Source organism: Natrinema sp. H-ect4 (assembly GCF_041894845.1).
GTDB lineage: Archaea > Halobacteriota > Halobacteria > Halobacteriales > Natrialbaceae > Natrinema.
Genome location: NZ_JBHDYC010000019.1, coordinates 1 through 20,775, shown reverse-complemented (window position 1 = coordinate 20,775; position 20,775 = coordinate 1). Strand labels below are relative to the sequence as shown.

21 protein-coding genes are annotated in these 20,775 nt (G+C 65.2%); 8 read left to right on the top strand and 13 right to left on the bottom strand.

Annotated features, from left to right (window positions below; all coding sequences use genetic code 11):
* Positions 1-10: 10 nt before the first annotated feature.
* The 8 genes from endA to ACEWFR_RS19680 form a co-directional block, all read right to left on the bottom strand.
* Positions 11-1,081, bottom strand: a complete 1,071-nt coding sequence (gene endA, locus ACEWFR_RS19715) for a tRNA-intron lyase (RefSeq protein ID WP_374062653.1) — start codon at positions 1,079-1,081, stop codon at positions 11-13.
* Positions 1,082-1,396: 315 nt separating this feature from the next.
* Positions 1,397-2,173, bottom strand: a complete 777-nt coding sequence (locus tag ACEWFR_RS19710) for a DUF91 domain-containing protein (protein WP_374062652.1) — start codon at positions 2,171-2,173, stop codon at positions 1,397-1,399.
* 95 nt (positions 2,174-2,268) lie between these two features.
* Complete coding sequence (locus ACEWFR_RS19705) at positions 2,269-2,499, bottom strand: Lrp/AsnC family transcriptional regulator (RefSeq protein ID WP_098725219.1); 231 nt, start codon at positions 2,497-2,499, stop codon at positions 2,269-2,271.
* Between the two features lie 54 nt (positions 2,500-2,553).
* A complete protein-coding gene (locus ACEWFR_RS19700) occupies positions 2,554-3,258 on the bottom strand; it encodes a hypothetical protein (RefSeq protein WP_374062651.1) in 705 nt (234 codons plus the stop codon).
* Positions 3,259-3,447: 189 nt separating this feature from the next.
* Entirely contained in the window at positions 3,448-4,602 is a 1,155-nt protein-coding gene (locus ACEWFR_RS19695) for a hypothetical protein (RefSeq protein WP_374062650.1), read from the bottom strand.
* A 238-nt stretch (positions 4,603-4,840) separates the two neighbouring features.
* On the bottom strand, positions 4,841-5,191 hold the full coding sequence (locus ACEWFR_RS19690; RefSeq protein ID WP_374062649.1) for a hypothetical protein: 351 nt from the start codon (positions 5,189-5,191) through the stop codon (positions 4,841-4,843).
* A gap of 184 nt (positions 5,192-5,375) precedes the next feature.
* On the bottom strand, positions 5,376-5,729 hold the full coding sequence (locus tag ACEWFR_RS19685) for a hypothetical protein (protein ID WP_374062648.1): 354 nt from the start codon (positions 5,727-5,729) through the stop codon (positions 5,376-5,378).
* A 31-nt stretch (positions 5,730-5,760) separates the two neighbouring features.
* Positions 5,761-6,291, bottom strand: coding sequence for a hypothetical protein (locus ACEWFR_RS19680; protein WP_374062647.1), 531 nt, complete (start codon positions 6,289-6,291; stop codon positions 5,761-5,763).
* Between the two features lie 286 nt (positions 6,292-6,577).
* Between ACEWFR_RS19680 and ACEWFR_RS19675 the strand changes: the two genes are divergently transcribed.
* The 3 genes from ACEWFR_RS19675 (at position 6,578) to ACEWFR_RS19665 (ending at position 8,710) form a co-directional block, all read left to right on the top strand.
* Entirely contained in the window at positions 6,578-7,174 is a 597-nt protein-coding gene (locus tag ACEWFR_RS19675) for a DJ-1/PfpI family protein (protein WP_374062646.1), read from the top strand.
* 263 nt (positions 7,175-7,437) lie between these two features.
* Positions 7,438-7,896, top strand: coding sequence for a TRAM domain-containing protein (locus ACEWFR_RS19670; RefSeq protein WP_374062645.1), 459 nt, complete (start codon positions 7,438-7,440; stop codon positions 7,894-7,896).
* Positions 7,897-8,053: 157 nt separating this feature from the next.
* The gene (locus tag ACEWFR_RS19665) at positions 8,054-8,710 is read left to right on the top strand and encodes an HAD family hydrolase (RefSeq protein WP_374062644.1); all 657 of its coding nucleotides are present in this window, start codon (positions 8,054-8,056) and stop codon (positions 8,708-8,710) included.
* 127 nt (positions 8,711-8,837) lie between these two features.
* Here ACEWFR_RS19665 and ACEWFR_RS19660 read toward each other — a convergent pair whose 3' ends face one another.
* The 3 genes from ACEWFR_RS19660 to ACEWFR_RS19650 form a co-directional block, all read right to left on the bottom strand.
* The gene (locus ACEWFR_RS19660) at positions 8,838-11,198 is read right to left on the bottom strand and encodes a DEAD/DEAH box helicase (RefSeq protein WP_374062643.1); all 2,361 of its coding nucleotides are present in this window, start codon (positions 11,196-11,198) and stop codon (positions 8,838-8,840) included.
* Positions 11,199-11,308: 110 nt separating this feature from the next.
* Entirely contained in the window at positions 11,309-11,905 is a 597-nt protein-coding gene (locus ACEWFR_RS19655) for a hypothetical protein (protein WP_374062642.1), read from the bottom strand.
* A 135-nt stretch (positions 11,906-12,040) separates the two neighbouring features.
* Positions 12,041-12,556 carry a PH domain-containing protein gene (locus tag ACEWFR_RS19650; protein ID WP_374062641.1) on the bottom strand — a complete coding sequence of 172 codons (516 nt, stop codon included), beginning with the start codon at positions 12,554-12,556 and terminating at the stop codon, positions 12,041-12,043.
* Positions 12,557-12,722: 166 nt separating this feature from the next.
* Between ACEWFR_RS19650 and lipA the strand changes: the two genes are divergently transcribed.
* From lipA to lpdA, 5 genes are all read left to right on the top strand, one after another.
* A complete protein-coding gene (gene lipA, locus ACEWFR_RS19645) occupies positions 12,723-13,715 on the top strand; it encodes a lipoyl synthase (RefSeq protein WP_374062640.1) in 993 nt (330 codons plus the stop codon).
* Between the two features lie 272 nt (positions 13,716-13,987).
* Positions 13,988-15,094, top strand: coding sequence for a pyruvate dehydrogenase (acetyl-transferring) E1 component subunit alpha (gene pdhA, locus ACEWFR_RS19640; RefSeq protein WP_374062639.1), 1,107 nt, complete (start codon positions 13,988-13,990; stop codon positions 15,092-15,094).
* Positions 15,095-15,098: 4 nt separating this feature from the next.
* Positions 15,099-16,094, top strand: coding sequence for an alpha-ketoacid dehydrogenase subunit beta (locus ACEWFR_RS19635; protein WP_374062638.1), 996 nt, complete (start codon positions 15,099-15,101; stop codon positions 16,092-16,094).
* Position 16,095: 1 nt separating this feature from the next.
* The gene (locus ACEWFR_RS19630) at positions 16,096-17,760 is read left to right on the top strand and encodes a 2-oxo acid dehydrogenase subunit E2 (protein ID WP_374062637.1); all 1,665 of its coding nucleotides are present in this window, start codon (positions 16,096-16,098) and stop codon (positions 17,758-17,760) included.
* Between the two features lie 71 nt (positions 17,761-17,831).
* Positions 17,832-19,295, top strand: coding sequence for a dihydrolipoyl dehydrogenase (gene lpdA / locus ACEWFR_RS19625; RefSeq protein ID WP_374062636.1), 1,464 nt, complete (start codon positions 17,832-17,834; stop codon positions 19,293-19,295).
* A gap of 484 nt (positions 19,296-19,779) precedes the next feature.
* Here lpdA and ACEWFR_RS19620 read toward each other — a convergent pair whose 3' ends face one another.
* Positions 19,780-20,076: a hypothetical protein gene (locus tag ACEWFR_RS19620; protein WP_098725235.1), complete on the bottom strand. Its 297-nt coding sequence runs from the start codon at positions 20,074-20,076 to the stop codon at positions 19,780-19,782.
* The gene (locus ACEWFR_RS19615; protein ID WP_098725236.1) at positions 20,073-20,450 is read right to left on the bottom strand and encodes a helix-turn-helix domain-containing protein; all 378 of its coding nucleotides are present in this window, start codon (positions 20,448-20,450) and stop codon (positions 20,073-20,075) included. Before ACEWFR_RS19615 ends, ACEWFR_RS19620 begins: the two co-directional genes overlap by 4 nt.
* Positions 20,451-20,775 lie beyond the last annotated feature (325 nt).

The following is a 20,775-nucleotide window of genomic DNA, read 5'->3' as shown; positions in this document are numbered from 1 at the left end:
CCAGTTCCAATTAGGGAGTCAACCGCTCGAGCGACCACCACTCTATCTCCGTCTCTCCGGCGGCGTCGTCGCCGACCAGCGCGAACACCACCGTCTTCCGGACGCCGTGTGCGAGCCGAACGTCGAGCGCCAGATCACGGGGTTCGAAAACATACTCGGCCGGATGCACGCGAACCAGCAGTTCGGAGTGCCCCAGTTCCTCGACGGACTCCACGTCCGCGTAGGTCCGGAAGTCAGCACCGAACTTGTACCCCGTCTTGGGGACGACGCCGCGTTCGCGCAACTCTGTGTAGACGGTCAGCCGCCGATCGAACCGCTCGCCCTCGACCTCGCGGCCCCGTTCGCGGACCGTCTCGGCCTCGAGCGCGAGCGCCCCTCGCTCGGCGAGGTAGGTCGCCTCGAGCAGCGAGCACTGCAGCGTCGGCTCGTCGTACTCCCGGCCCTCGAGGGGCTGGCCGTAGAACGTCTGCTCGTAGAGGGACAGCGGCGGCTCCCAGACGACGACCCGATCGGCGAGCAGGTCGGCCTCGCAGTCCGCGGGCAGCGTGGCGTCGGCGCTCGACGTGCCGGTCGGATCCCGCCGCCCCACCTCGAAGTAGGTAATTTCGCTCTCCTCGTCGACGACCGCAAGCACGCCTTCTCGAAGTTCGGCGGCCGGAATGTCGGTCCGCTCGCCGATGATCCGCAGCGCGTAGGCAATCTCGCCATCTCGAGGTCCCTTTCCTCGCGGGAAGACCGCGAAATCCGCCTCGCCTGTCGGCGGGTTCGGAACCCACGGCTCCGCGGCCGGCGAGAGGTAGAAGCCCCGCGAGCGCAGGTCCGCGTAGACCAGAAACCGGACCCCGAAATCCTCGCCTGGCTCGCGGGCCACGAACTCCCGAAACCCGAGGCGCTCGCCGCTGGCGGCGTCGACGACCGCCTCGAGATCTCCCCGATACAGGAGGTGGGCCGCTTCGACCGGCGCGAGGGCGATCTCGTTGCCCTCGAGCGGATAGCCGTAGCCCCGCGAGTCGTGATAGCGCTGGCGCGCGTCGCCGCCCACGCGGACGACGCCGTCGTCGAACCGCCCCTCGAGTGCCATGGCCGGGGTTTTGCGGGCCGTGACTAAGTGGCTGCGGATCGATTCCCATTCGAGGGTGGTGGTGGGACGGACACTGCTGGGCGTGCGGGCTTGAGAACTGGGGGCGGGTTCAGGGGCATCTCTGCTGCAAACACCCCGAAAGCCCCTTCCGGCCTCGACTCCCGGGACTCGCTGCGCGCCTCGCTCGCTTCGCTCGCTGCGGTGCTTGCGTCGTCCGGGTTCGTCGAGGCCGGAAGCCCCTTTCAGTCCCACCCACCGCAGCGGTGGCTGGTCGGGCGGCTATAGCACGGTGGTCGTCTCGATTTCGATCGACTGTCAGTCGTCCGCCGCGCTTTCGGCCTCGAGCGCCCCCTCGAGCCCTCGATCGCAGGTCGCATCGAGACAGCGGGTCCCGCTGGCGGTCTCGAAGGTCGGGAGCCCGCAGTTGCATTCGCCGTCGGCGATGCCGGCGGGGACGGCGAAACTGGCGTCGCAGTCGGGATACTGCTCGCAGCCGGCGATGAGGCCGCCCCGGCGGAGGATCCGGAGGTCGCCGTCGCAGTCGGGTTCGGGACACGCCCATTCGCGGTCGAAGGCCTGTTTGACCGCCGCGTCGAGGGACTCACAGCCTCGGTCGAGGCAGACGTTGAACGCCAGGCCGCGCTCGACGCGCATCTTGGGGAGGCCACAATCACAATCGCAGCGCTCGTCGCGGATCGTCGCGTCCGCTGGCACGCCGTAGCGGTCGCCACAGCTGACGCAGTGGACCCCGCTCGAGCGCACGAGCGCACCGCCGCAGTCGGGGCACGTCCCGATTGGTGTGCCGGCCGCCGAGGACGGGTAGTGGGCGAACCCGTCCTGATCGTGGGTGGCGATCCGCAGCGTCTGGGTCCCCTTCTTCGCGACGAGGGTGAAGCCGCCGGTGCGATCGCTCGAGACGCTGTCGGCACGGGTCAGCCACGCGACGGGCTGGTAGCCGTCGGTGTCGTGGACGAGGATGGTGTTGTCGGGTTTGACGATCGTCGTAACCCGGCCGCGGTACTCCTGTCGGTCGTCGTCCTCGGCGATAATGGTACAGTCGCCCGCGAGGACGCGGATCGCGTCGTCGATCATGGCCTGTCTGGCCGCGGGTTCGTACTTAAAGTCGCGGACGAACGGACGACGCCGTCCTAGCCCGTCGGGGTCGGGTAACTGACACACCCGCTGGCTCAGTCGAGACAGATGTACGTTCGCGTCGTCCCGACCCCCTCGAGCGGCCGAACGGTGTCGGTGATCGTCTCGAGGATATCGTGTGAGTCGTCGCCCGCTATCTCGACCATGACGTCGAAGTCGCCAGCGATGACGTGTGCGTCGATCACTCCCTCTGCATCGCACAGGGCCTGACACACTCCCTCGGCGGTTCCAGTTGCGGTATCGATCATCGTATACGCGTCGACCATCTCACCGCTCTACGGAATCGAGCGGCAAAAAACGGGTGTGCGCCGGCTGCCGGGTCACGCTTCGCTCGACTCCGCTGCAGTCTCGTCGTCACCGCTGACGCCCACTTCATCGGTTAGATTGTCACCGCCGACATCGATCGGACTGCTGGGGTCGCGGTCGGGACCGAGCGACCGTTCACCGTCGTCCCCGGCGATCGAGCGAGCGATTTCCGCGGTCTCGGGTCCGCCGAGGTCGCCGGCGCGATCTCGCAGCGTTCGAATCGAGTCGACGTCGATATCGTGCTCAGTGAGCACCGCTTCGGGGAGTCCGGTCGCGGTCGTCTCGGCCGTCGCCGCCTGTCGCTCGAGGGTTCGCATTCTGACGACGGTCGTCGCGACTTCTGCACGATAGCGCCCCTCGCTGATGTTGCCGGCCTCGCGGGACTCGTTCAGGTCCTCGAGTCTCCCCTCGAGTTCGGTGAGGCGCGCGTCGGTCTCGTCGAACTGCGCGGCCACGACGGCTGCTTTCGACTCGTTGGTCTCCGCGTTCGCGATTCGGACGCCGAAGGCCCGTTCCGAAACGTTGCCCTCGATTTCGGCGTTCTGGACGCCGACGGCGGCTGCGAACTGTTCACCGGGTTTGATCGACTCGTTTCCTGCTTCGGAGTCGCTTGCCGCCTGTCCGTTCGCGCTTGAGGAGACGCTCGCTGCAGCGAGGGGGACCGCGACCATCGCGACGACGAGTACCGCTGCCAGCGTGATAGATATGGTTCGATTCATTGGTGCTAGTTGTCTGTCCGTAGTGATAGACACTCGAGTCGATGACTTGGGTTCATCGACGGTTTCCGCCATTCAACGCCGTTTTCGATCCGTTGCCGTCCGGCGATTTCGCCGGTTTCGCCGGTTTCGCCGGTTTCGACCGTCCCGGCTCGCTCGGTGGCCCTGACTCGACGGAGATTCGATTTCGTCTCAGTCATTTTCGTCATCGCCGGCATTCGTCGCAACTGGGTCGTCCGCGTCGGGGAGCGAGAGCACGTTCTCGCGACCGAGGCGGAACGACTCGAGTTCCCCCGCATCGCGGAGCGCGCTGACCACTTTACTGGTCTTCGCGTCGGTCCAGTCGAGTTCTTCGACAACTGCCTGCTGTTTCATCCGGCCGCCGTTATCTTCGACGAGTCGGAGGACCTGTTCTTCGTTGGTGAGGAGCGCGGGATCCGGAGCTGCGGTCGCACTCGAGCCCGCCGCATCGTCAATCGTCGCCGACGCCGTCGCGGATTCCGAACCGGTGCCTGGGGCGGATTCTGGGTGGGTCCCAGGCGCTGAACCTCCGCCTTCGTCGGCCGTCTGTCCCTCCCCGGACGTGCGGTTGCGGTACCACCAGATACCGGCAGCGCCGAGGCCAGCCACGACGACCGCGATTCCCGCGATCATCGCCGCGTTGGCACCGGTCCCACCGCCAGCGCTGGTAACGACGACTCGCGGTTCGCCGGAGACGAAGTCCGTCTCGCCGCCCCGCCAGATCACCGCGTTCTCGCGTTCGTCGTCCGGATCGGGCGCGACCGACGTTCGCTCGTAGCCGTCCGGCCACTCGAGTAGCAATCGGGTCCCGTCGTCGAGATAGATTCCCTCGACGGCGTCACCGGCGCGGAGCTCGTCGCCGTCGACCGCGGCGAACCCGTCCCAGCGGAACGTGTACCTGACGACGCCGTACTCGCGCGCGAGCGACTGACGCTCGGTCGTCACGGTGAACCCATCGGCGGACATCTCTCGGCCCGTCGCGTTGCTCGCCGCGCCGACCGTCTCGTCCATCCGGTCGGCGAGGCTCTGCGTGTAATTGTCGGGATCGTCCCGAATGTCCGATTGCAGCGATTCGAACGCCGTCGTGCTCTCGTTGTCGTCGAGGCGGACCCAGAACTCGAGCGTCCACTCGGCGGTCCCGTCGGGCTCGAGTGCGACGTCCATTCGGACCTCGTCCGCGTCGATCTGGTCTTGCTGGAGCGTAAACGGACTCGGTTGGGGCTGGCCGGCGTTCGTGGTTCCGGTGGCAGCGACGGCGACGACTGGTCCCGATCCGCAGAGGAGCGCCGCGGCGACCACGATCGCGACGCCGGCGCGAACGTTCATACGTGTCGGTACTTGCCACTTCGCTTAAAACATGCGAAAGTCCTAATACGGCGTGTAACTGCCCATAAACGTCCTATCCGTCGATTCAGTTCGAAACTGAAAACTTCACGTCACTTCTCGTTGTCGTTCAGTCCGGGCGCACCGCTACTGGCAGTGAGATCCTGAACGACTTCGCCGAGCGAATCGATTCGATCCGATGTGAGCCGAGTGCCGATCGGTTGCGGCCGACTGCAGATCACTACGTGCCGGGAACGCCGAACGCTCCGACGCCGAGGCCGAGGACGGCGTTGAGAACCAGGAGGATGACGAGCGCGGCGAGCCAGGCGATGAGCCCGATGGCCGCAGCCGTTCCCCAGCCGCCGGGGTACCGCCAGTTGATCACCCAGACCCAGGCGATCAGTGCCAGTATTGGGCCCAGAAGCGGTATCAACGACGTTAGCGCCCATGCGATCGCTCCGAGGAGGGCCGTGACGGTTGCGTGTGAATAGTCATCGACGTCGACGATGAGCCGAGCGCTGACGAAGATCGCCAACCCGCCGATGAGCAGTGCGACGACGAAGGCGACGAGTGATCCGATTACGGAGACCATGTGACACACTTCACCGTCGAGACGATTATATCAATCCCTTTCAGTACCGCCGCTGGCGCGTCGACGGTGGCTGAACCGTCAGCGTGGAGGGTTCGGTGGAAGAAAGCGTCAGCGGGGGAGGGTCGGTGGAGGAAAGCGTCAGCGGGGGAGGCTCGGTGGGAGGAAGCGTCAGCGGGAACGCGTTTCAGGCACCCGGCACACCGAGTGCCGAAACCGAACCGATACCCACCAACTCGAGGGCCGTGAGGACGACGACGGCCGCCACCCAGGCGGCGATACCGATCGCGCTGGATCCGATCCAGCCGAGTCGGTAGCGCCACTTGACGACCGCGACCCAGGCGACGATCGCCAGCAGCCCGCCGAGTAGCGGTATCGGCTCGAGGAGTGCCCAGACCAGCGCGCCGAGCAGTGCGGTCAAAACCGCGTGGCCGTAGTCTCGAGCGTCAGCCACGACGCGGGCGGCGACGTGAAGGGCTAGACCGCCGACCAGCAGGCTCACGGCGAACGTCAGCAGCCGGTCCTCGAGACCGCTCGTCATCGGCGAAACCGGGGCGGACATGGGGAGTCAGTTATGCGTCAGACTGTTCGTCACTATCGGACGACTCGTTCTGTTCGCCGTCGTCGGTCTGCTCGTCGTCATCGGTCTGCTCGTCATCGGTCTGCTCGTCATCGGTCTGCGCGTCGTCGTTCTGCGCGTCGCCTTCGTCGGTGTCGTCAGCCTCGTCGCTCTCGTCGACATCTTCGCTTTCGTCGGCGTCGTCAGCTTCGTCGTCATCCGGCGTCACCGCGCTAACGGCGTCGCCGAGCGTGCCCTCGAGGTTACCGTTCAGGAACGACGAAATTCGGTCGTGGATCTCGGACACGTGATCGGGGACCTGATCAGGGAGGTCGACGGCGGGCCCCTGTCCGTTCCGTTCGTCGGCGGCACCACCGGCAGCGGCTCCGTTCTCGCTTCGATCCTCGCGTTCGTCTCCGTTCGCTTCGTCGGTGCTAACGCCCCCGTCTACGGAGACAGGTGCACTTCCGGGCGCTGCAGCGGCGAAGCCGGTTGCCGCGATCAGTACTGCGCAGGCAGCTGCGATGAGCGTTGTTCGTTTCATGGCTTGCATCCGACTCTCGGTGGCCGGATGGACTTGAAGGGGGGACGTCGTGAACTCGCTTTTCGAGTGTTTGCAGCCGTTTGGCGGACGTTTTCGCGGATTTGAGCCCGTTCAACGCGGATCGAATCGGATCGCACCGGTGACGATCTGCGGGTCACACCGTCCCGACGAATCCGAGGGACCAACGCGGCGGCGCGTCGGCGACACGACGACTCGAGGGTCCGGCTCTCGAGTCAATATCTAGCACGGGCACAACGGATTTCTCCGGTGCGAGCAACGCTCACGTATGGTCGACCTGACTGCCGAAATTGTCCTGTTCGACGGCTTCGACGAACTCGACGCGATCGGTCCCTACGAAGTGCTGGAAAACGGCGCCGTAGCCGGCGCATCACTCGAGACGCGATTGGTCACGCTCGCAGAACCCGATCTCGTGACGGCGAGTCACGGCCTCCGCGTCGAGCCGGACGGAACGATCGGCCGACCGGATCTCCTGCTCGTCCCCGGCGGCGGGTGGACGACCGCGGACAGTGGCGTCCGGGCCGCCGTCGAGGACGAGAGCCTGCCCGCAGCGATCGCCGAGCGCGCCACCGCCGGCGCGACCGTCGCCTCCGTCTGTACCGGCGCGATGGTGCTGGCCGAAGCGGGGCTGCTCGAGGGCCGGCCCGCGACCACTCATCGGGTCGCGACCGAGGACCTCGAGGCCGCCGCTGGAGAGGTGGTCGACGCGCGCGTCGTGGACGACGGCGACGTGCTCACCGCCGGGGGCGTGACCGCGGGGATCGATCTGGCGCTGTGGCTCCTCGAGCGCGAGTTCGGCGCGGCGATCGCCGCGGCGGTCGAAACGGAGATGGAACACGAACGCCGCGGCGAGGTCGCCGACTAACGCGCTCCCGTTTCGGCCCACCATCGAACGGGTTCCGTCCGCTGGGTCGGCCAGTTGCTGGCCGGCCGGTACAGCGGCCCACCGTCTCGAGTGCGTTGACCGAGGGAAACGATACCGAAAGTGGAGAGTTGCTGACCGCTAGCTCCGAGCAACATTCCGGCGACGACGTGGGACATCGTACGGGCTCGAGCGACCGGACACTGAGCCGACGTATTCAGTAGACTCAAGGGAACATGACCGTTGCTGTAAGACAAGGACATCCAATGAAGATATCCGACCAACTTCTCTGTCTGTTTTCCGGACAAGTAGAGGAGCGAGACGAGTCATATGTTATCGAGGTCCCGAAACGAGAACTTCGACTCGGCGATGTCGACGAGGGACAGTCGTACCGAGTCGCCGTATTGTCTTCCTCGACGGACTCGAACGAGGGGTCCCAACAGGAACCCGAAGCGGAGACGGAACGTGACGCAGTGGCGCCGACGGACCAGCGATCGTCCCAAACACACGGCTCGCTGGAACCGCCCGTCGAAGCGGGCGAAACCCGGACGGTGGAGATCGAGGACGTCGGCGATCAGGGAGACGGCATCACGCGCGTCGAGCGCGGATTCGTCGTCATCGTTTCCGGGACGGACAAAGGGGAACGGGTGCGGATAGAAATCACGCAGGTACAGGAAAACGTCGCGTTCGCCGACGTGGTGGAACGACTGGATTACTACGAGTAGCGCTCGAGTGCGTCGGCCGCCGATCCGTCAATCGGGTGCCGAGGAACGCGTTCAGAGGTGCGGGATCCGATCCGTTCGACCGGGTCCGTTCCGCCCCCGTCACGCCCACCGGTGCCTGCCAAACGGCTATACGCGGGGGTCGAATAGCCCGGCATACATGACTGCTGTACTCTTCGATATGGACGGGGTGCTCGTCAACAGCGAAGACTACTGGGTCGACTTTCAGCGCGAGGAACTCTTCCCCGCGGCCGTCCCCGACGAGGACGTGGACCTCGTCGAGACCAGCGGGATGAACTTCCGGGAGATCTACGACTACCTCGAGGCGGAGTACGGAACCGCCATCTCCCGCGAAGAGTTCGTCCGGCGGTTCAACGAGGCCGCCGAGGAAATCTACACCGAGCGCGCCGAAGCGCTCGACGGACTGCACGACCTTCTCACCGAACTGGACGACTGCGGCGTCCCCACGGCGCTCGTTTCGTCGTCGCCACACGACTGGATCGGCATGGTCCTCGAGGAGTTCGATCTCGAGGGCTCGTTCGACCGCGTGATCAGCGCCGACGATATCGACGCCGCGAGCAAGCCGGCTCCCGACGTCTTCGAGCACGCGGCGAACGAAATCGGCGTTCCGGCCGAGGCGTGCATCGTCGTCGAAGACTCGGCGAACGGGATCGAGGCGGCCGCTCGAGCCAGAACCGTCGTGATCGCGTATCGGATCGCCGCCCACGGCGACATCGATCGGTCGCCGGCCGACGAAATCGTCGATTCGCCCGCCGAACTGCGAGCGCGTGTCCTCGGACTGGCGGATTGTGAGTAACAGTATCGAACTGGCGGATTGTGAGTAACAGTATCGAACTGGCGGATTGTGAGTAACAGTATCGAACTGGCCGAGCGGGAGTAGCGGTGTCGAACACTCCTCCCTATCGGCCGCCGACCGCATCCAGCTATCGAACGTCGACCGTCCGACTCGCTTCGATCGGAATCAGCGGCGTCTCGGGGAAGGCGACGCTGACGGTAAACTCGAGTTCCTCGGCGTCGGCACCGAAGACGCCGACCGGGACGGTCTCTTCGTCGCGCAGGTAGGGGTTCGTACTCGTCATCTCTACGTCATTGACGGTCACCCGGACGCCGGCGCGGGCGGGTTCGCCGATGTTTCGCACTGTGACCTTGCAGACCTCGTTCTCGCCCGTCGCGACGCTGTCGGGAAACTGTCCCCACTCGATTTCGACCGCAGGGAGCGACTGAGCGCCCTCGGCGACGCGTTCGGCGACGCCCTCCGAGAGGCCGGCGTCGACGAGCCCTTCGACGCCCGCGTCGATGATGTCGCCGGGCGTCGACAGCCCTTCTTTCGCGAGTTTGCTCGCGCGACCTGGGCCGACGCCGTCGATGGCGGTCAGCCCGACCGCATCCTCCGCAACGCCGTTCTCGATGCGGGCCTCCACCTGCCGCGCGAGGTTCGCGGCGTGGGGGCCGACGAAGCGATCGAGGAACGCCCCGAGCGCCGAGAGGAGCCGCGTGGCGTTTTGTCGAATCACCCACGCGTCGCTGCGCAGTTCCGACGGGGTCGACCCGCTGGCCGCCCCGCGGAGGATCGCGAGCACCTTCCGCTCGCCCGCGTCGAGGTCCTCCGTATCCTCCCCTACGAGCACCGCGTTGACCGCGTCGCGTTCGTCCTGTCGGGCCGACACCGAGTCGAACTCCTCGGCGGTCGCGACCGCCGCGAGGATGTCGCTCGCCTCGAGTTCGTCGTTCCCCTCGCTCCCGACGCGATCGCACAGCGCTGCGAAGCGGGCCGCCGTATCGAGTCTGAGGTAGTACTTCGAGGTCAACACGCCCCGCGCCGTCGCCTCGATCGAGAGGTCCTCGCCGGTCTCGACGAAGCCCCGCTCGACCAGCCCCTCGAGGCAGTCTCGCACCCGTTGGCGGAGATTGGGGAAGTCGTAGTCGTCGGGTTTGGACTGGCCGCGAACGTAGTAAAACGTCGTCTCGAGCCAGTCCATCACGTCCTCGAGATCGGTGATCGTCCCCATCGCGATCTCGGCGTTCAGGTGGGTCTCCAAGCTCTCGGCCAGTCGGGACTCGATCTCCTTCCCGTCGCGGAGCAGCCGTCGGTACTTGTCGGCCTCGGCCGTATCGCAGACCACCCAGCCGTAGCCGATGTCGTCGTACCCCGGCCGCCCGGCGCGACCGAGCATCTGGAGCACGTCCAGCGGACTCATGTCGACTTCGCCCTCGAGGGGGTCGTGGAGTTTTGTGTCCCGAATCACGACGCAGCGAGCGGGCAGGTTGACGCCCCAGGCCAGCGTCGAGGTGGAAAAGAGGAGTTCGATGTGGCCCTGTTTGAACCACTCCTCGACGAGGTCCCGGTCGTTCTTCGAGAGGCCGGCATGGTGGAAGGCGACCCCGTCGAGCGCCGATTTGCGGAGTGTGTCGTTCTCGAGGTCCTTCGATTCGGTATGGAAATCGTAGTCGCCGCGAGCCCCCATCGGAATATCTCGCTCGGCGATCTCGTCTCTGGCCTTCTTCGCGGCCTGAACGGTGTCCTGTCGGGAGGAGACGAAGACGAGCGACTGGCCGTCCTCCCGGAGGTGGGGTTCCGCGAGGTCGAGCGCCCGGTAGAGTCGGCGGTACTTGTCCGCGAAGGAGTTGTCGCCGTGGGTGTAGGTCTTGACGCCCGCGTTGAGGTCGACGGGTCGATATTCCTCGCCGAACTCGAAGGTCGTCTCCTCGGGCGCATCGAGCCACGCCGCAACGTCGTCGACGTTCGGCATCGTCGCCGATAGCGCGATGATTCGGGGTTCGCAGAGCCGCCGGAGCCGGGAAATCGTCACCTCGAGCACCGATCCTCGCCGATCCGCGTCCAGCAGGTGCACCTCGTCGATGACGCAGACGTCGATGTCGGTGACGAAGTCATAACGTCGAGAATCGTGTTTGCGGGTCGCCGAGTCGAGTTTCTCGGGAGTCATGACGAGGATGTCCGCTCGACGCGCGCGCCGGGGGTTCAGGTCGCGCTCGCCGGTGACGACGTACACCGAGTACTCGAGGTCCTCGAAGCGGTCCCAGTCGTCTTCTTTCTCGTTGGTCAGCGCTCGCATCGGAGCGATAAACAGCGCCGTGCCGCCGTCGGCGAGCGCCTTGCAGATCGCCAGTTCCGCAAGCGCCGTTTTCCCCGAGGCCGTGGGCGCGCTCGCGACCACGTTCTCCTCGGACTCGAGCAGTGCGGGCAGTGCCTCGCGTTGCATCCGGTTGAACTCCTCGAAGGCAAAGGCGTCGGCGAATTCGGGGAGAACCTCGGCGACCTCCATCACACGGTAAGGGGGAGTGCCGGGTCAAAGGCGTTTCCTTCGAGTCGCAAGCCGGTCGTCATCGAAATCCATCTCTCGTGGCACTTCGTGTCTCCTTCACAGTGCAGTTCCTATCGCGTATTGACGGCGGCGGTGATCGCAGCCCCCGCAGTGGCGAATATCAGCGGGTACAGTATGCCGCCGAGCACGATCGCGGGCAGGAGTGCCGGCCCGATCGTGCTGGTGGCCTCGATTCCGAATGCGGACCATTCGGTGGTGGTTTCGGCGACGATCGCACCGAGGCCCATAATCACGGCGTACCCGATGGTCACCGGCGCACCGGCGATGACGGCCTCGTCGAGAGCGGTAACGTCCCACCGCATGGCCAGGAACGCACCGACTGCGAACAACGTGAGCGGTGGAAGCACGTACAACAGGTCGGCGCTCGAACTACTCGACTCGGCGATGAGGTTGAGGATATCGGTCCCGCTGAACGAGCCGGCCTGGCTGCTGGCCTCGATATCGACCATGTGGGCCTCGTAGAAGTACCAGGCGACCCCCTTCCAGGTGGCGATGTCCTCGCCAGCCTCGCGTACCTCGCTCCCGATCAGCAGGTACGTGACGAGATAGCCGAACGCGGCGGCGAAGACGCCGAGTCCCGCACTCGCTGCAACGCTCGAGCCCCGCGATACCGGTCCCTCTTCGGACGTTGTCAGCTGTGAAGACATTGTGCCTTTTAGGACCTCGTTGATCTAATGAGCTTTGGTTTTCCGACTGTTCTAAGCATGTCACCGGCCGCTCGAGCGTCTCCCTGTCAGCGAAGGACGGTCGACGACGCACCTCCCGGATTCACCAAGCGTCGCTCAGATGGCCGTTCCATCCGTCGCGACGTCCTCGAGTTGGTCGCTGAGTCGGCTACTCGCCCGTTCGGGCTTGGGGACGCGTTCGAAGGTCAGCTCCGGATCGCCGGAGCCGGCGGTGTAGACGGTCAGGTCGCCATAGCCCAGCAGGCGGCCGATCCCCGACTGGCGCAGACTGGTGTTCTGGACGCGCTCGAGGCGAAACTGGGTGACATCCCTCGAGATGATCCCGCGTTTCTTGTAGAGCTCCGAGGAGGTGATGACGTAGCGGGTGTTCGTCCAGACGAGATAGCGGACGGACGCGACGACCGCGCCGACGGCGATCAGGAGGACGCCGACTATCGTCAGGATGCCGATGCCGTCGGTCCCGCTCCAGCCGGCGACGAGAAAGCCAATGAGCGCGAGCGCGACCCCGATCGGCAGTCCGGTCCCCATCGAGATCGGGTGGGGGCGGCTCTCCCAGACGATATTCTCGTCGTCGCTGATGTGAAACCAGTCTGGTGTCGAGCCGAAGGCCATCGGCCGCGCCTATTCCGTAGCCGTCCGTAAAGCTATCGGGAGAACGGACCGATTAACGGCGCTGTAGCTGAGTGTCTGCCGTTTTGACGGCACGTATTGCCCCCGCTATCGCGACGCCGGCCGAGGGACCACCACTGCTTTTTACTGCGCGGGCCGATGATCCCGTATGAGCCGCGTGCGAAAGCCCGACTGGCTGAAGAGCCGCCCGCCGTCGGGCCGGGAGTTCGCCGGCATCCGGGAGACGCTGCGCGAGTACGACCTGCACACCGTCTGCGAGGAGGCCAACTGCCCGAACCTGGGCGAGTGCTGGTCGGGCCGAGCCGGTCCCGACGGCACCGCGGGGCCCGGCGACGGCAACGGCGACGCCAGCGGCGGGACGGCGACCTTCATGCTGATGGGCGATCGCTGCTCTCGAGCCTGCAACTTCTGCGACGTGAAAACGGGCGGGATGGAGTCACTCGATCCCGACGAACCCGCAAATGTCGCCGGTGCGGTCGCCGAGATCGGCCTGGATTACGTCGTCCTGACGAGCGTCGACCGCGACGACCTCCCGGATCAGGGCGCGGGCCACTTCGCCCAGACGATCCGCGAAATCAAGGACCGTCACCCGGGCATCCTCGTCGAAGTTCTCATTCCGGACTTCCAGGGCGACGAACGCCTCGTCCGGAAGATCATCGACGCCGAACCGGACGTGATCGCACACAACGTCGAGACCGTCGAGCGCCTGCAGTTCCCCGTTCGCGATCGGCGCGCGGGCTACGAGCAGTCCTTGTCAGTGCTCGAGCAGGTCGAACGCGAGTCCGACATCTACACGAAGACCTCGATCATGCTCGGCCACGGCGAGTACGACCACGAGGTCTACCAGACGCTGGCCGACCTGCGCGAGCGCGGCGTCGACATCGTCACGCTGGGACAGTACCTGCGCCCGTCGAGAGACCACCTCGAGGTCCAGCGGTACGACCATCCCCACAAGTACGAGACGTGGCGACGCGTCGCCGAGGACGAGTTAGGGTTCCTGTACTGTGCGAGCGGCCCGATGGTTCGGTCGTCGTACAAGGCGGGAGAACTGTTCGTCGACGCCGTGTTGCGCGAGGGGAGGAGCGTCGCAGAGGCGCGAGCCGATGCGCGCCGCTCGACTCCGGAGCGCTCCGAGTCCTGAGCGGTGACGCCGAGATAGTTTCTCAGCCACAACGTTCGATAAATCAGCCCCCACGGTCGAACATCGTTTTCACCCAGTTTCATACGATCTCGAGGCCCTGATTCGATGATCGACACAAAATCACCACTTTCGATCACTCCTGTCCAGAATCGTCCGCTGTCGTTCGATACTTTCGGAGCGGACTGGCAAGAATCTCTCCGTTAGTAAACTATTTGGGAAACTCCTTTACCCTGAGCGATAGTTTATGCGGGTATGTACAGGTGGGTCTTCCCGTGAGTACGTTACAGCGCGATCCCGACGAACGAGTACAGGTACTCGACGAAGCGGGCCGCGTTCGCGAGGGCGTCGACGTGCCCGACCTCACCGAGGACGAACTCGTCGAGATGTACGAGCAAATGCGCCTTGTGCGTCGCTTCGACGAGCGGGCTGTCAGCCTCCAGCGGCAGGGTCGGATGGGGACCTATCCGCCGCTGTCCGGTCAGGAGGCCGCACAGGTCGGCAGCGCCCACGCGCTGGCCGACGACGACTGGGTCTTCCCCAGCTACCGCGAACACGGCGTCGGGCTGGTTCGGGGCCTCTCCCTCGAGCGAACGCTGCTCTACTGGATGGGCCACGAACAGGGCAACTACATGCCCGAAGACGTCAACATCTTCTCGGTCGCCGTCCCCATCGCAACTCAGATCCCCCACGCGACCGGCGCGGCGTGGGCGTCGAAACTGCAGGGCGAGGAGAAGGCCTTTGTCTGCTACTTCGGTGACGGGGCCACGTCGGAGGGCGACTTCCACGAGGGGCTGAACTTCGCCGGCGTCTTCGACACGCCGAACGTGTTCTTCTGTAACAACAACCAGTGGGCTATCTCGGTGCCGCGCGAGCGCCAGACGGCGAGTGCCACCCTGGCCCAGAAGGCCACCGCCTACGGCTTCGAGGGCGTCCAGGTCGACGGCATGGACCCGCTGGCGGTGTACAAGGTCACCCGTGAGGCCATCGAGAAGGCGAAAAACCCCGGTGAGGGCGAACTCCGCCCCACCCTGATCGAGGCGGTCCAGTACCGGTTCGGGGCACATACGACCGCCGACGACCCCTCCGTCTACCGCACCGACGAGGAGGTCGAACGCTGGCGGCAGAAAGACCCGATTCCGAGACTCGAGACGTATCTGCGATCGAACGGCATGCTTGACGACGAACGGGCTGACGCGATCGACGGTCGAGTCGAGGAGGCGGTGGCCGACGCGATCGAGTCCGCCGAGTCGTTCGAGCGACCCGACCCGGAGGAGATCTTTGCCCACGTTTACGAGGGGATGCCCCGACGGTTACAGCAACAGCTCGAGTACTTCGAATCGATTCGCGACGATCACGGCGACGACGCGCTGCTGGAGTGATATCATGTCCGTAGAATCCGACGCAGAGAACCTCACGCTGGTACAGGCGGTACAGGACGGCTTACACACCGAAATGGAGCGCGACGACGACGTCCTCGTCATGGGCGAGGACGTCGGCAAGAACGGCGGCGTCTTCCGCGCGACCGAGGGGCTTTACGACGAGTTCGGCGAGAATCGCGTGATCGACACGCCGCTCGCGGAGTCGGGGATCGTCGGCACGGCGATCGGAATGGCCGCCTACGGGATGCGGCCGGTCCCCGAGATCCAGTTCATGGGCTTTATCTACCCCGCGTTCGACCAAATCGTCTCGCACGCGGCGCGCTTGCGGACGCGCTCGCGCGGGCGATACACGTGCCCCATGGTCATCCGAGCCCCCTACGGCGGCGGCATCCGCGCGCCGGAACATCACTCCGAGTCGACGGAGGCGATGTTCGTCCACCAGCCTGGACTGAAGGTCGTCATCCCCTCTACCCCCTACGACACCAAGGGGCTACTGACCAGCGCCATCCGGAGTCCGGATCCGGTGCTCTTCCTCGAGCCGAAGCTCATCTACCGGGCCTTCCGCGAGGAGGTGCCCGCGGAATCGTACGAGGTGCCAATCGGCGAGGCGGCCGTCCGCCGCGAGGGGAGCGATATCTCGGTCTACACCTGGGGTGCGATGACCCGGCCGACGCTCGAGGCCGCGGAGAACCTCGCGAGCGAGGGGATCGACGCCGAGGTGGTCGACCTGCGAACGATGTCGCCACTGGACGAGGAGACCATCGTCGAATCGTTCGAGAAGACCGGCCGCGCTGCCGTCGTCCACGAGGCTCCCAAGACCGGCGGTCTCGGTGCCGAGATCACCGCGACCCTGCAGGAGGAATCGCTTCTGTATCAGGAGGCGCCGGTGGAGCGCATCACGGGCTTCGACACGCCGTTCCCGCTGTACGCGCTCGAGGACTACTACCTGCCCGAGTCGGCGCGTATCGAGGACGGCATCCGAAATGCGGTGGAGTTCTAACATGGTCAGGGAGTTCGAGTTACCTGATGTCGGCGAGGGTGTCGCGGAGGGTGAACTGGTCTCGTGGCTGGTCGAGGCGGGCGATGCGGTGTCCGAAGATCAGCCGGTCGCGGAGGTCGAGACGGACAAGGCCCTCGTGGAGGTCCCCGCGCCGGTCGACGGCACCGTCCGCGAGTTACACGTCGAGGAGGGCGAGGTCGTCCCGGTCGGAACGGTCATTATTTCGTTCGACGTCGAGGGAGAAACTGAAGGGGCAGCCGAGACGGAGACCGAATCGGAGCAAGAGCAGACAAGCGAACCCGCCGGCGTCGACGAACCAAGCGAGCCACGGGACGCAACCGCTGACGCCGCCGGCGAACCCGGCGCGACCGGGGCGGACACCGAAGCGGTTGCACCGCCCGACGATCGCGTCTTCGCACCGCCGCGCGTTCGTCGCATGGCCCGCGAACAGGAGATCGACCTCTCGAGCATCCAAGGAAGCGGCCCCGGCGGCCGGATCACCGCAGCCGACGTGCAGGCCGCGACTGGAGGCGAGCCCGGTGACGGCGCGGCACAGGTCCAGTCACAGACGGCCGAAGCAGCACCCGGCGGAGCGGAATCCGAACCGAGCGACTCGAGCGGAGCGAGCACAGATACCGATACCACCGAGGACACGTCAATCGAGAGCGCGAGCGGGGCCTCGAGTCCCCAGCGGACCGAGACACCGACGCAGGTCGAATCGGCGAACCGGGACAAGACGCTGGCAGCACCGGCGACTCGACGAATGGCTGAGGAGGAGGGGGTCGATCTCGACGCCGTCCCGGCGACCGAAGAGCGGGACGGCGAGGCGTTCGTCACGCCGGACGCGGTTCGGGAGTACGCCGAGGCACAGCGTCAGGCCCAAGAAGCAGATAGGGAAGCGGTCGAAGCAGGCGAATCGGTCGGGACGAAGGATACCGATTTCGCGGAGGGCGAGCGCGAACGCCGCGAACCGTTCCGGGGCGTCCGCAAGCGCATCGCCGAGGCGATGGTCGAGTCGAAGTACAGCGCCCCCCACGTCACTCACCACGACGAGGTCGACGTCACCGAACTCGTGGGGGTCCGCGAGGACCTCGAACCGCGCGCCGAGGAACGCGGAATCCGGCTGACCTACATGCCGTTCATCATGAAAGCCGTCGTCGCGGCGCTGAAAGAATATCCCGAGATGAACGCGGTCATCGACGAGGAGAACGACGAGGTCGTCTACCGTGATTACTACAACATCGGTGTCGCAACCGCGACCGACGTCGGACTGATGGTACCGGTGGTCGACGATGTCGATCAGAAGGGACTGCTTCAGCTCTCTTCGGAGATGAACGAGGTCGTCCAGAAGGCCCGCGACCGGACGATCAGCCCCGGCGAATTGCAGGGGTCGACGTTTACGATCACCAACGTCGGCGGTATCGGCGGCGAGTACGCCACGCCGATCATCAACTACCCCGAGGCCGGGATCCTCGCGATCGGCGAGATCAAGCGCAAACCGCGTGTGGTGATCGACGAGGACGGAACCGAGTCGATCGAACCTCGATCGGTGCTGACACTGTCGCTGTCGTTCGACCACCGGTTGATCGACGGAGCCGTCGGTGCCCGGTTCACGAACACCGTCATGGAGTACCTCGAGAACCCCGGCCTACTATTGCTCGAGTGATCGAAGGCGAAGCTACCGAATATGGACGCGCACATTTCACGCACGACGCACGCGACGGAGGAGGATAGTTGATGGTTGTCGGAGACGTCACCACCGGAACGGACGTACTGATCATCGGCGCGGGCCCGGCCGGCTACGTGGCCGCGATTCGTGCCGGCCAACTCGATCTGGACGTCACGCTCGTCGAGAAGGACGCCTACGGGGGGACCTGCCTGAACTACGGCTGCATCCCCTCGAAAGCGCTGATTACCGCGACCGACGTCGCTCACGAGGCCGCCACCGCCGAGGAGATGGGGATCCACGCCGACCCCGCAATCGACCTCGCCGGGATGATGGACTGGAAGGACGGCGTCGTCGATCAGCTCACGAGCGGCGTCGAGAAACTCTGCAAGGCGAATCAGGTCAACCTGCTCGAGGGAACCGCCCGATTCGCGGACGAGAACACCGTCCGCGTCTCCCACAGCGGCGAGGGCCAGGGCTCGGAGACCCTCGAGTTCGAGAACGCCATCGTGGCGACCGGTTCGCGCCCCATCTCGATTCCCGATTTCTCGTTCGACGACGGGCCCGTCCTGAACTCGCGACAGGCGCTCGCACTCGATTCCGTCCCCGACTCGATGGTCGTCGTCGGCGGGGGCTACATCGGGATGGAACTGGCGAGCGTCTTCGCCAAACTCGGCACCGACGTGACCGTCGTCGAGATGCTCGACTCGATCCTACCGGGCTACGACGACGACCTCACGCGACCGGTCAAACAGCGAGCCGAAGCCCTCGGGATCGACTTTCACTTCGGGTACACCGCCTCCGAGTGGTACGAACCGGGCGACGGTATCCGCGTCGTCGCCGAGCCGGTCGACGGCGCTGCAGCGAATGGGGGAAGCACCGAGGCGATCGAAGCGGAACGCCTCGAGCTCGATGTCGAGAACGTCCTCGTAGCTGTCGGCCGGTCTCCCGTCTCCGAGACGCTCGATCTCGAGGAAGCTGGGATCGAAACCGACGACCGCGGCTTCATCGAGACCGACTCGCGCGCACGCACGAACGTCGACCACATCTTCGCCGTCGGCGACGTCGCCGGCGAACCGATGCTCGCACACAAAGGCAGCGCGGAAGGGAAAGTCGCCGTCGAGGTGATCGCCGGCGAGCCCGCGGCCCTCGACCACCAGGCGATCCCCGCGGTCGTCTTCACCGACCCCGAAATTGCCACCGTCGGAATGACCGAATCCGAAGCCGAAGAAGCTGGCTTCGAAACGGCGATCGGCCAGTTCCCGTTCCGAGCCAGCGGCCGCGCACTGACGACCGGCGATTCGGACGGCTTCGTAAAAATCGTCGCCGCCGACAAAGACGGCTACGTCCTCGGCGCCTCGATCGTCGGCCCCGAAGCCTCTGAACTGATCGCCGAACTCGGCCTCGCGATCGAACTCGGCGCGACGCTCGAGGACGTCGCCGCGACGGTCCACGCCCATCCGACGCTCTCGGAGTCGGTGATGGAAGCCACCGAAAACGCGCTCGGACACGCGATTCATACCCTGAATCGATGATATGATGGCCCCCAGACCGCCACGGGTCGACACCCCTCTTCCGCTATGGCGCGCGCTGGACTGCGGTTCACCGCTGGCGAACCGCAGGGCAACCTCGTGCGAGGTCTTCGTGAATAGTGCGGGACTCTGGTCCCGCATACCATTCGAACGGGCGCGAAGCGCCCGTGAGAAGACGGAGTGAACGAAGGCTTGGAAGACGCTTCGCGTCTTCATATGGATGAGTGAGGGAAGAATGACTGAACGTTAGCGCGGGACCGGAGGTCCCGCGAACCATGCGAATAGTGCGAGACCGGAGGTCTCGCATACCATGCGAACGGCGGCGGAGCCGCCGTGAGCAGACGGGTGCGAAGCACCCGTGAGGAGAAATCGGCTGGGGAGGGCGTAGCGATTCTCTGGTGCCAGGATCGCAGAACGCGATCCTGGTTTGCAGTGTCGACGAGACGCCCAGTCAGAGCCGATCAATATCGCCGTCGCCCCATCGCCGTCACTGCACGTACAGCGAGTACGCAATCACGAGAAACCCGGCCAGGACGAGCAGACTCTCGAGCAGGATTCCCGTCGCGAGATCGACCTCGAGGAGTTCGTACAACATCCCGGCGAGTACCAGGCCGAGCGTGACGAGCCCAAACCCGGCTGCGAGATACCCCAGCGCGCGCTGTCGGGTCCGCCGATACGCCTTGAACGCGAAGTACGTGATGACACCCCCGACCACGAGAACGAGCGTCTTGACGACCGCTAGCGCGAGCATCGTCTCGGTCGGCCCCGTCGGAATCGGATTCATGTTTCCTTTCGCACCTCCGACCACAGCTCCGCGAGCCGCTCGTCTGCCGTCCGGGCCGGTCGCTCGATATCGATCGACAGCGACCGATCCTCGTCCAGCCCGAGCGTAATCTCGTCGAACGCAACCGAGTACTTGCTCGCGTGGTGACCGTCCTGTCGAATCTCGGTCGACTCCTCGAGCAGCGTCGACTCGGTCAACAACTCGAGTTTCCGGTACAGTGTCGACTGCGGGATCTCACACCGCTTCGATAGCTCCGATGCAGTCATCGGCTCCTCGAGTTTCCGGATAATCTCACGGCAGTCGGGATCGTCCAGCGCAGAGCAGATCTCCTCGGCGGACGGCGTTGACTCCGAAGCGAACGGGTCCCGGACCATTCATCTTCCCCTTGCAACGCACATGGTTTATCGGCATCGATGCGTGTCTCTATCCCCCGCTCGGTAACTCTCGACACGAAGCCTTCTTGCGCGTGCGCGCTCGAGTGCGACCCACGCGGGTATCATTCGGCCAGACCGCACCTGCAAGGGTGGGATGACCGGCCGACCTCCGCCCGCGTGACATTCTCGCGATCGATGCGGCTCGCTCGAGTAGCTATCGCACTTATCAGTGTTACTGACACTATGTTTTCGTGGAAAACCGTGCCATGGTATCGGATTCCGATACAGGTCTGGTCCGACGGCCTTATATGTGTACCCGGCATTT

Coding starts and splice junctions, on each gene's coding strand:
- endA (WP_374062653.1), bottom strand. CDS start 1,081: ATGGCACTCGAGGGGCGGTTCGACGACGGCGTCGTCCGCGTGGGCGGC.
- ACEWFR_RS19710 (WP_374062652.1), bottom strand. CDS start 2,173: ATGATCGACGACGCGATCCGCGTCCTCGCGGGCGACTGTACCATTATC.
- ACEWFR_RS19705 (WP_098725219.1), bottom strand. CDS start 2,499: ATGGTCGACGCGTATACGATGATCGATACCGCAACTGGAACCGCCGAG.
- ACEWFR_RS19700 (WP_374062651.1), bottom strand. CDS start 3,258: ATGAATCGAACCATATCTATCACGCTGGCAGCGGTACTCGTCGTCGCG.
- ACEWFR_RS19695 (WP_374062650.1), bottom strand. CDS start 4,602: ATGAACGTTCGCGCCGGCGTCGCGATCGTGGTCGCCGCGGCGCTCCTC.
- ACEWFR_RS19690 (WP_374062649.1), bottom strand. CDS start 5,191: ATGGTCTCCGTAATCGGATCACTCGTCGCCTTCGTCGTCGCACTGCTC.
- ACEWFR_RS19685 (WP_374062648.1), bottom strand. CDS start 5,729: ATGACGAGCGGTCTCGAGGACCGGCTGCTGACGTTCGCCGTGAGCCTG.
- ACEWFR_RS19680 (WP_374062647.1), bottom strand. CDS start 6,291: ATGAAACGAACAACGCTCATCGCAGCTGCCTGCGCAGTACTGATCGCG.
- ACEWFR_RS19675 (WP_374062646.1), top strand. CDS start 6,578: ATGGTCGACCTGACTGCCGAAATTGTCCTGTTCGACGGCTTCGACGAA.
- ACEWFR_RS19670 (WP_374062645.1), top strand. CDS start 7,438: ATGAAGATATCCGACCAACTTCTCTGTCTGTTTTCCGGACAAGTAGAG.
- ACEWFR_RS19665 (WP_374062644.1), top strand. CDS start 8,054: ATGACTGCTGTACTCTTCGATATGGACGGGGTGCTCGTCAACAGCGAA.
- ACEWFR_RS19660 (WP_374062643.1), bottom strand. CDS start 11,198: ATGGAGGTCGCCGAGGTTCTCCCCGAATTCGCCGACGCCTTTGCCTTC.
- ACEWFR_RS19655 (WP_374062642.1), bottom strand. CDS start 11,905: ATGTCTTCACAGCTGACAACGTCCGAAGAGGGACCGGTATCGCGGGGC.
- ACEWFR_RS19650 (WP_374062641.1), bottom strand. CDS start 12,556: ATGGCCTTCGGCTCGACACCAGACTGGTTTCACATCAGCGACGACGAG.
- lipA (WP_374062640.1), top strand. CDS start 12,723: ATGAGCCGCGTGCGAAAGCCCGACTGGCTGAAGAGCCGCCCGCCGTCG.
- ACEWFR_RS19635 (WP_374062638.1), top strand. CDS start 15,099: ATGTCCGTAGAATCCGACGCAGAGAACCTCACGCTGGTACAGGCGGTA.
- ACEWFR_RS19630 (WP_374062637.1), top strand. CDS start 16,096: ATGGTCAGGGAGTTCGAGTTACCTGATGTCGGCGAGGGTGTCGCGGAG.
- lpdA (WP_374062636.1), top strand. CDS start 17,832: ATGGTTGTCGGAGACGTCACCACCGGAACGGACGTACTGATCATCGGC.
- ACEWFR_RS19620 (WP_098725235.1), bottom strand. CDS start 20,076: ATGAATCCGATTCCGACGGGGCCGACCGAGACGATGCTCGCGCTAGCG.
- ACEWFR_RS19615 (WP_098725236.1), bottom strand. CDS start 20,450: ATGGTCCGGGACCCGTTCGCTTCGGAGTCAACGCCGTCCGCCGAGGAG.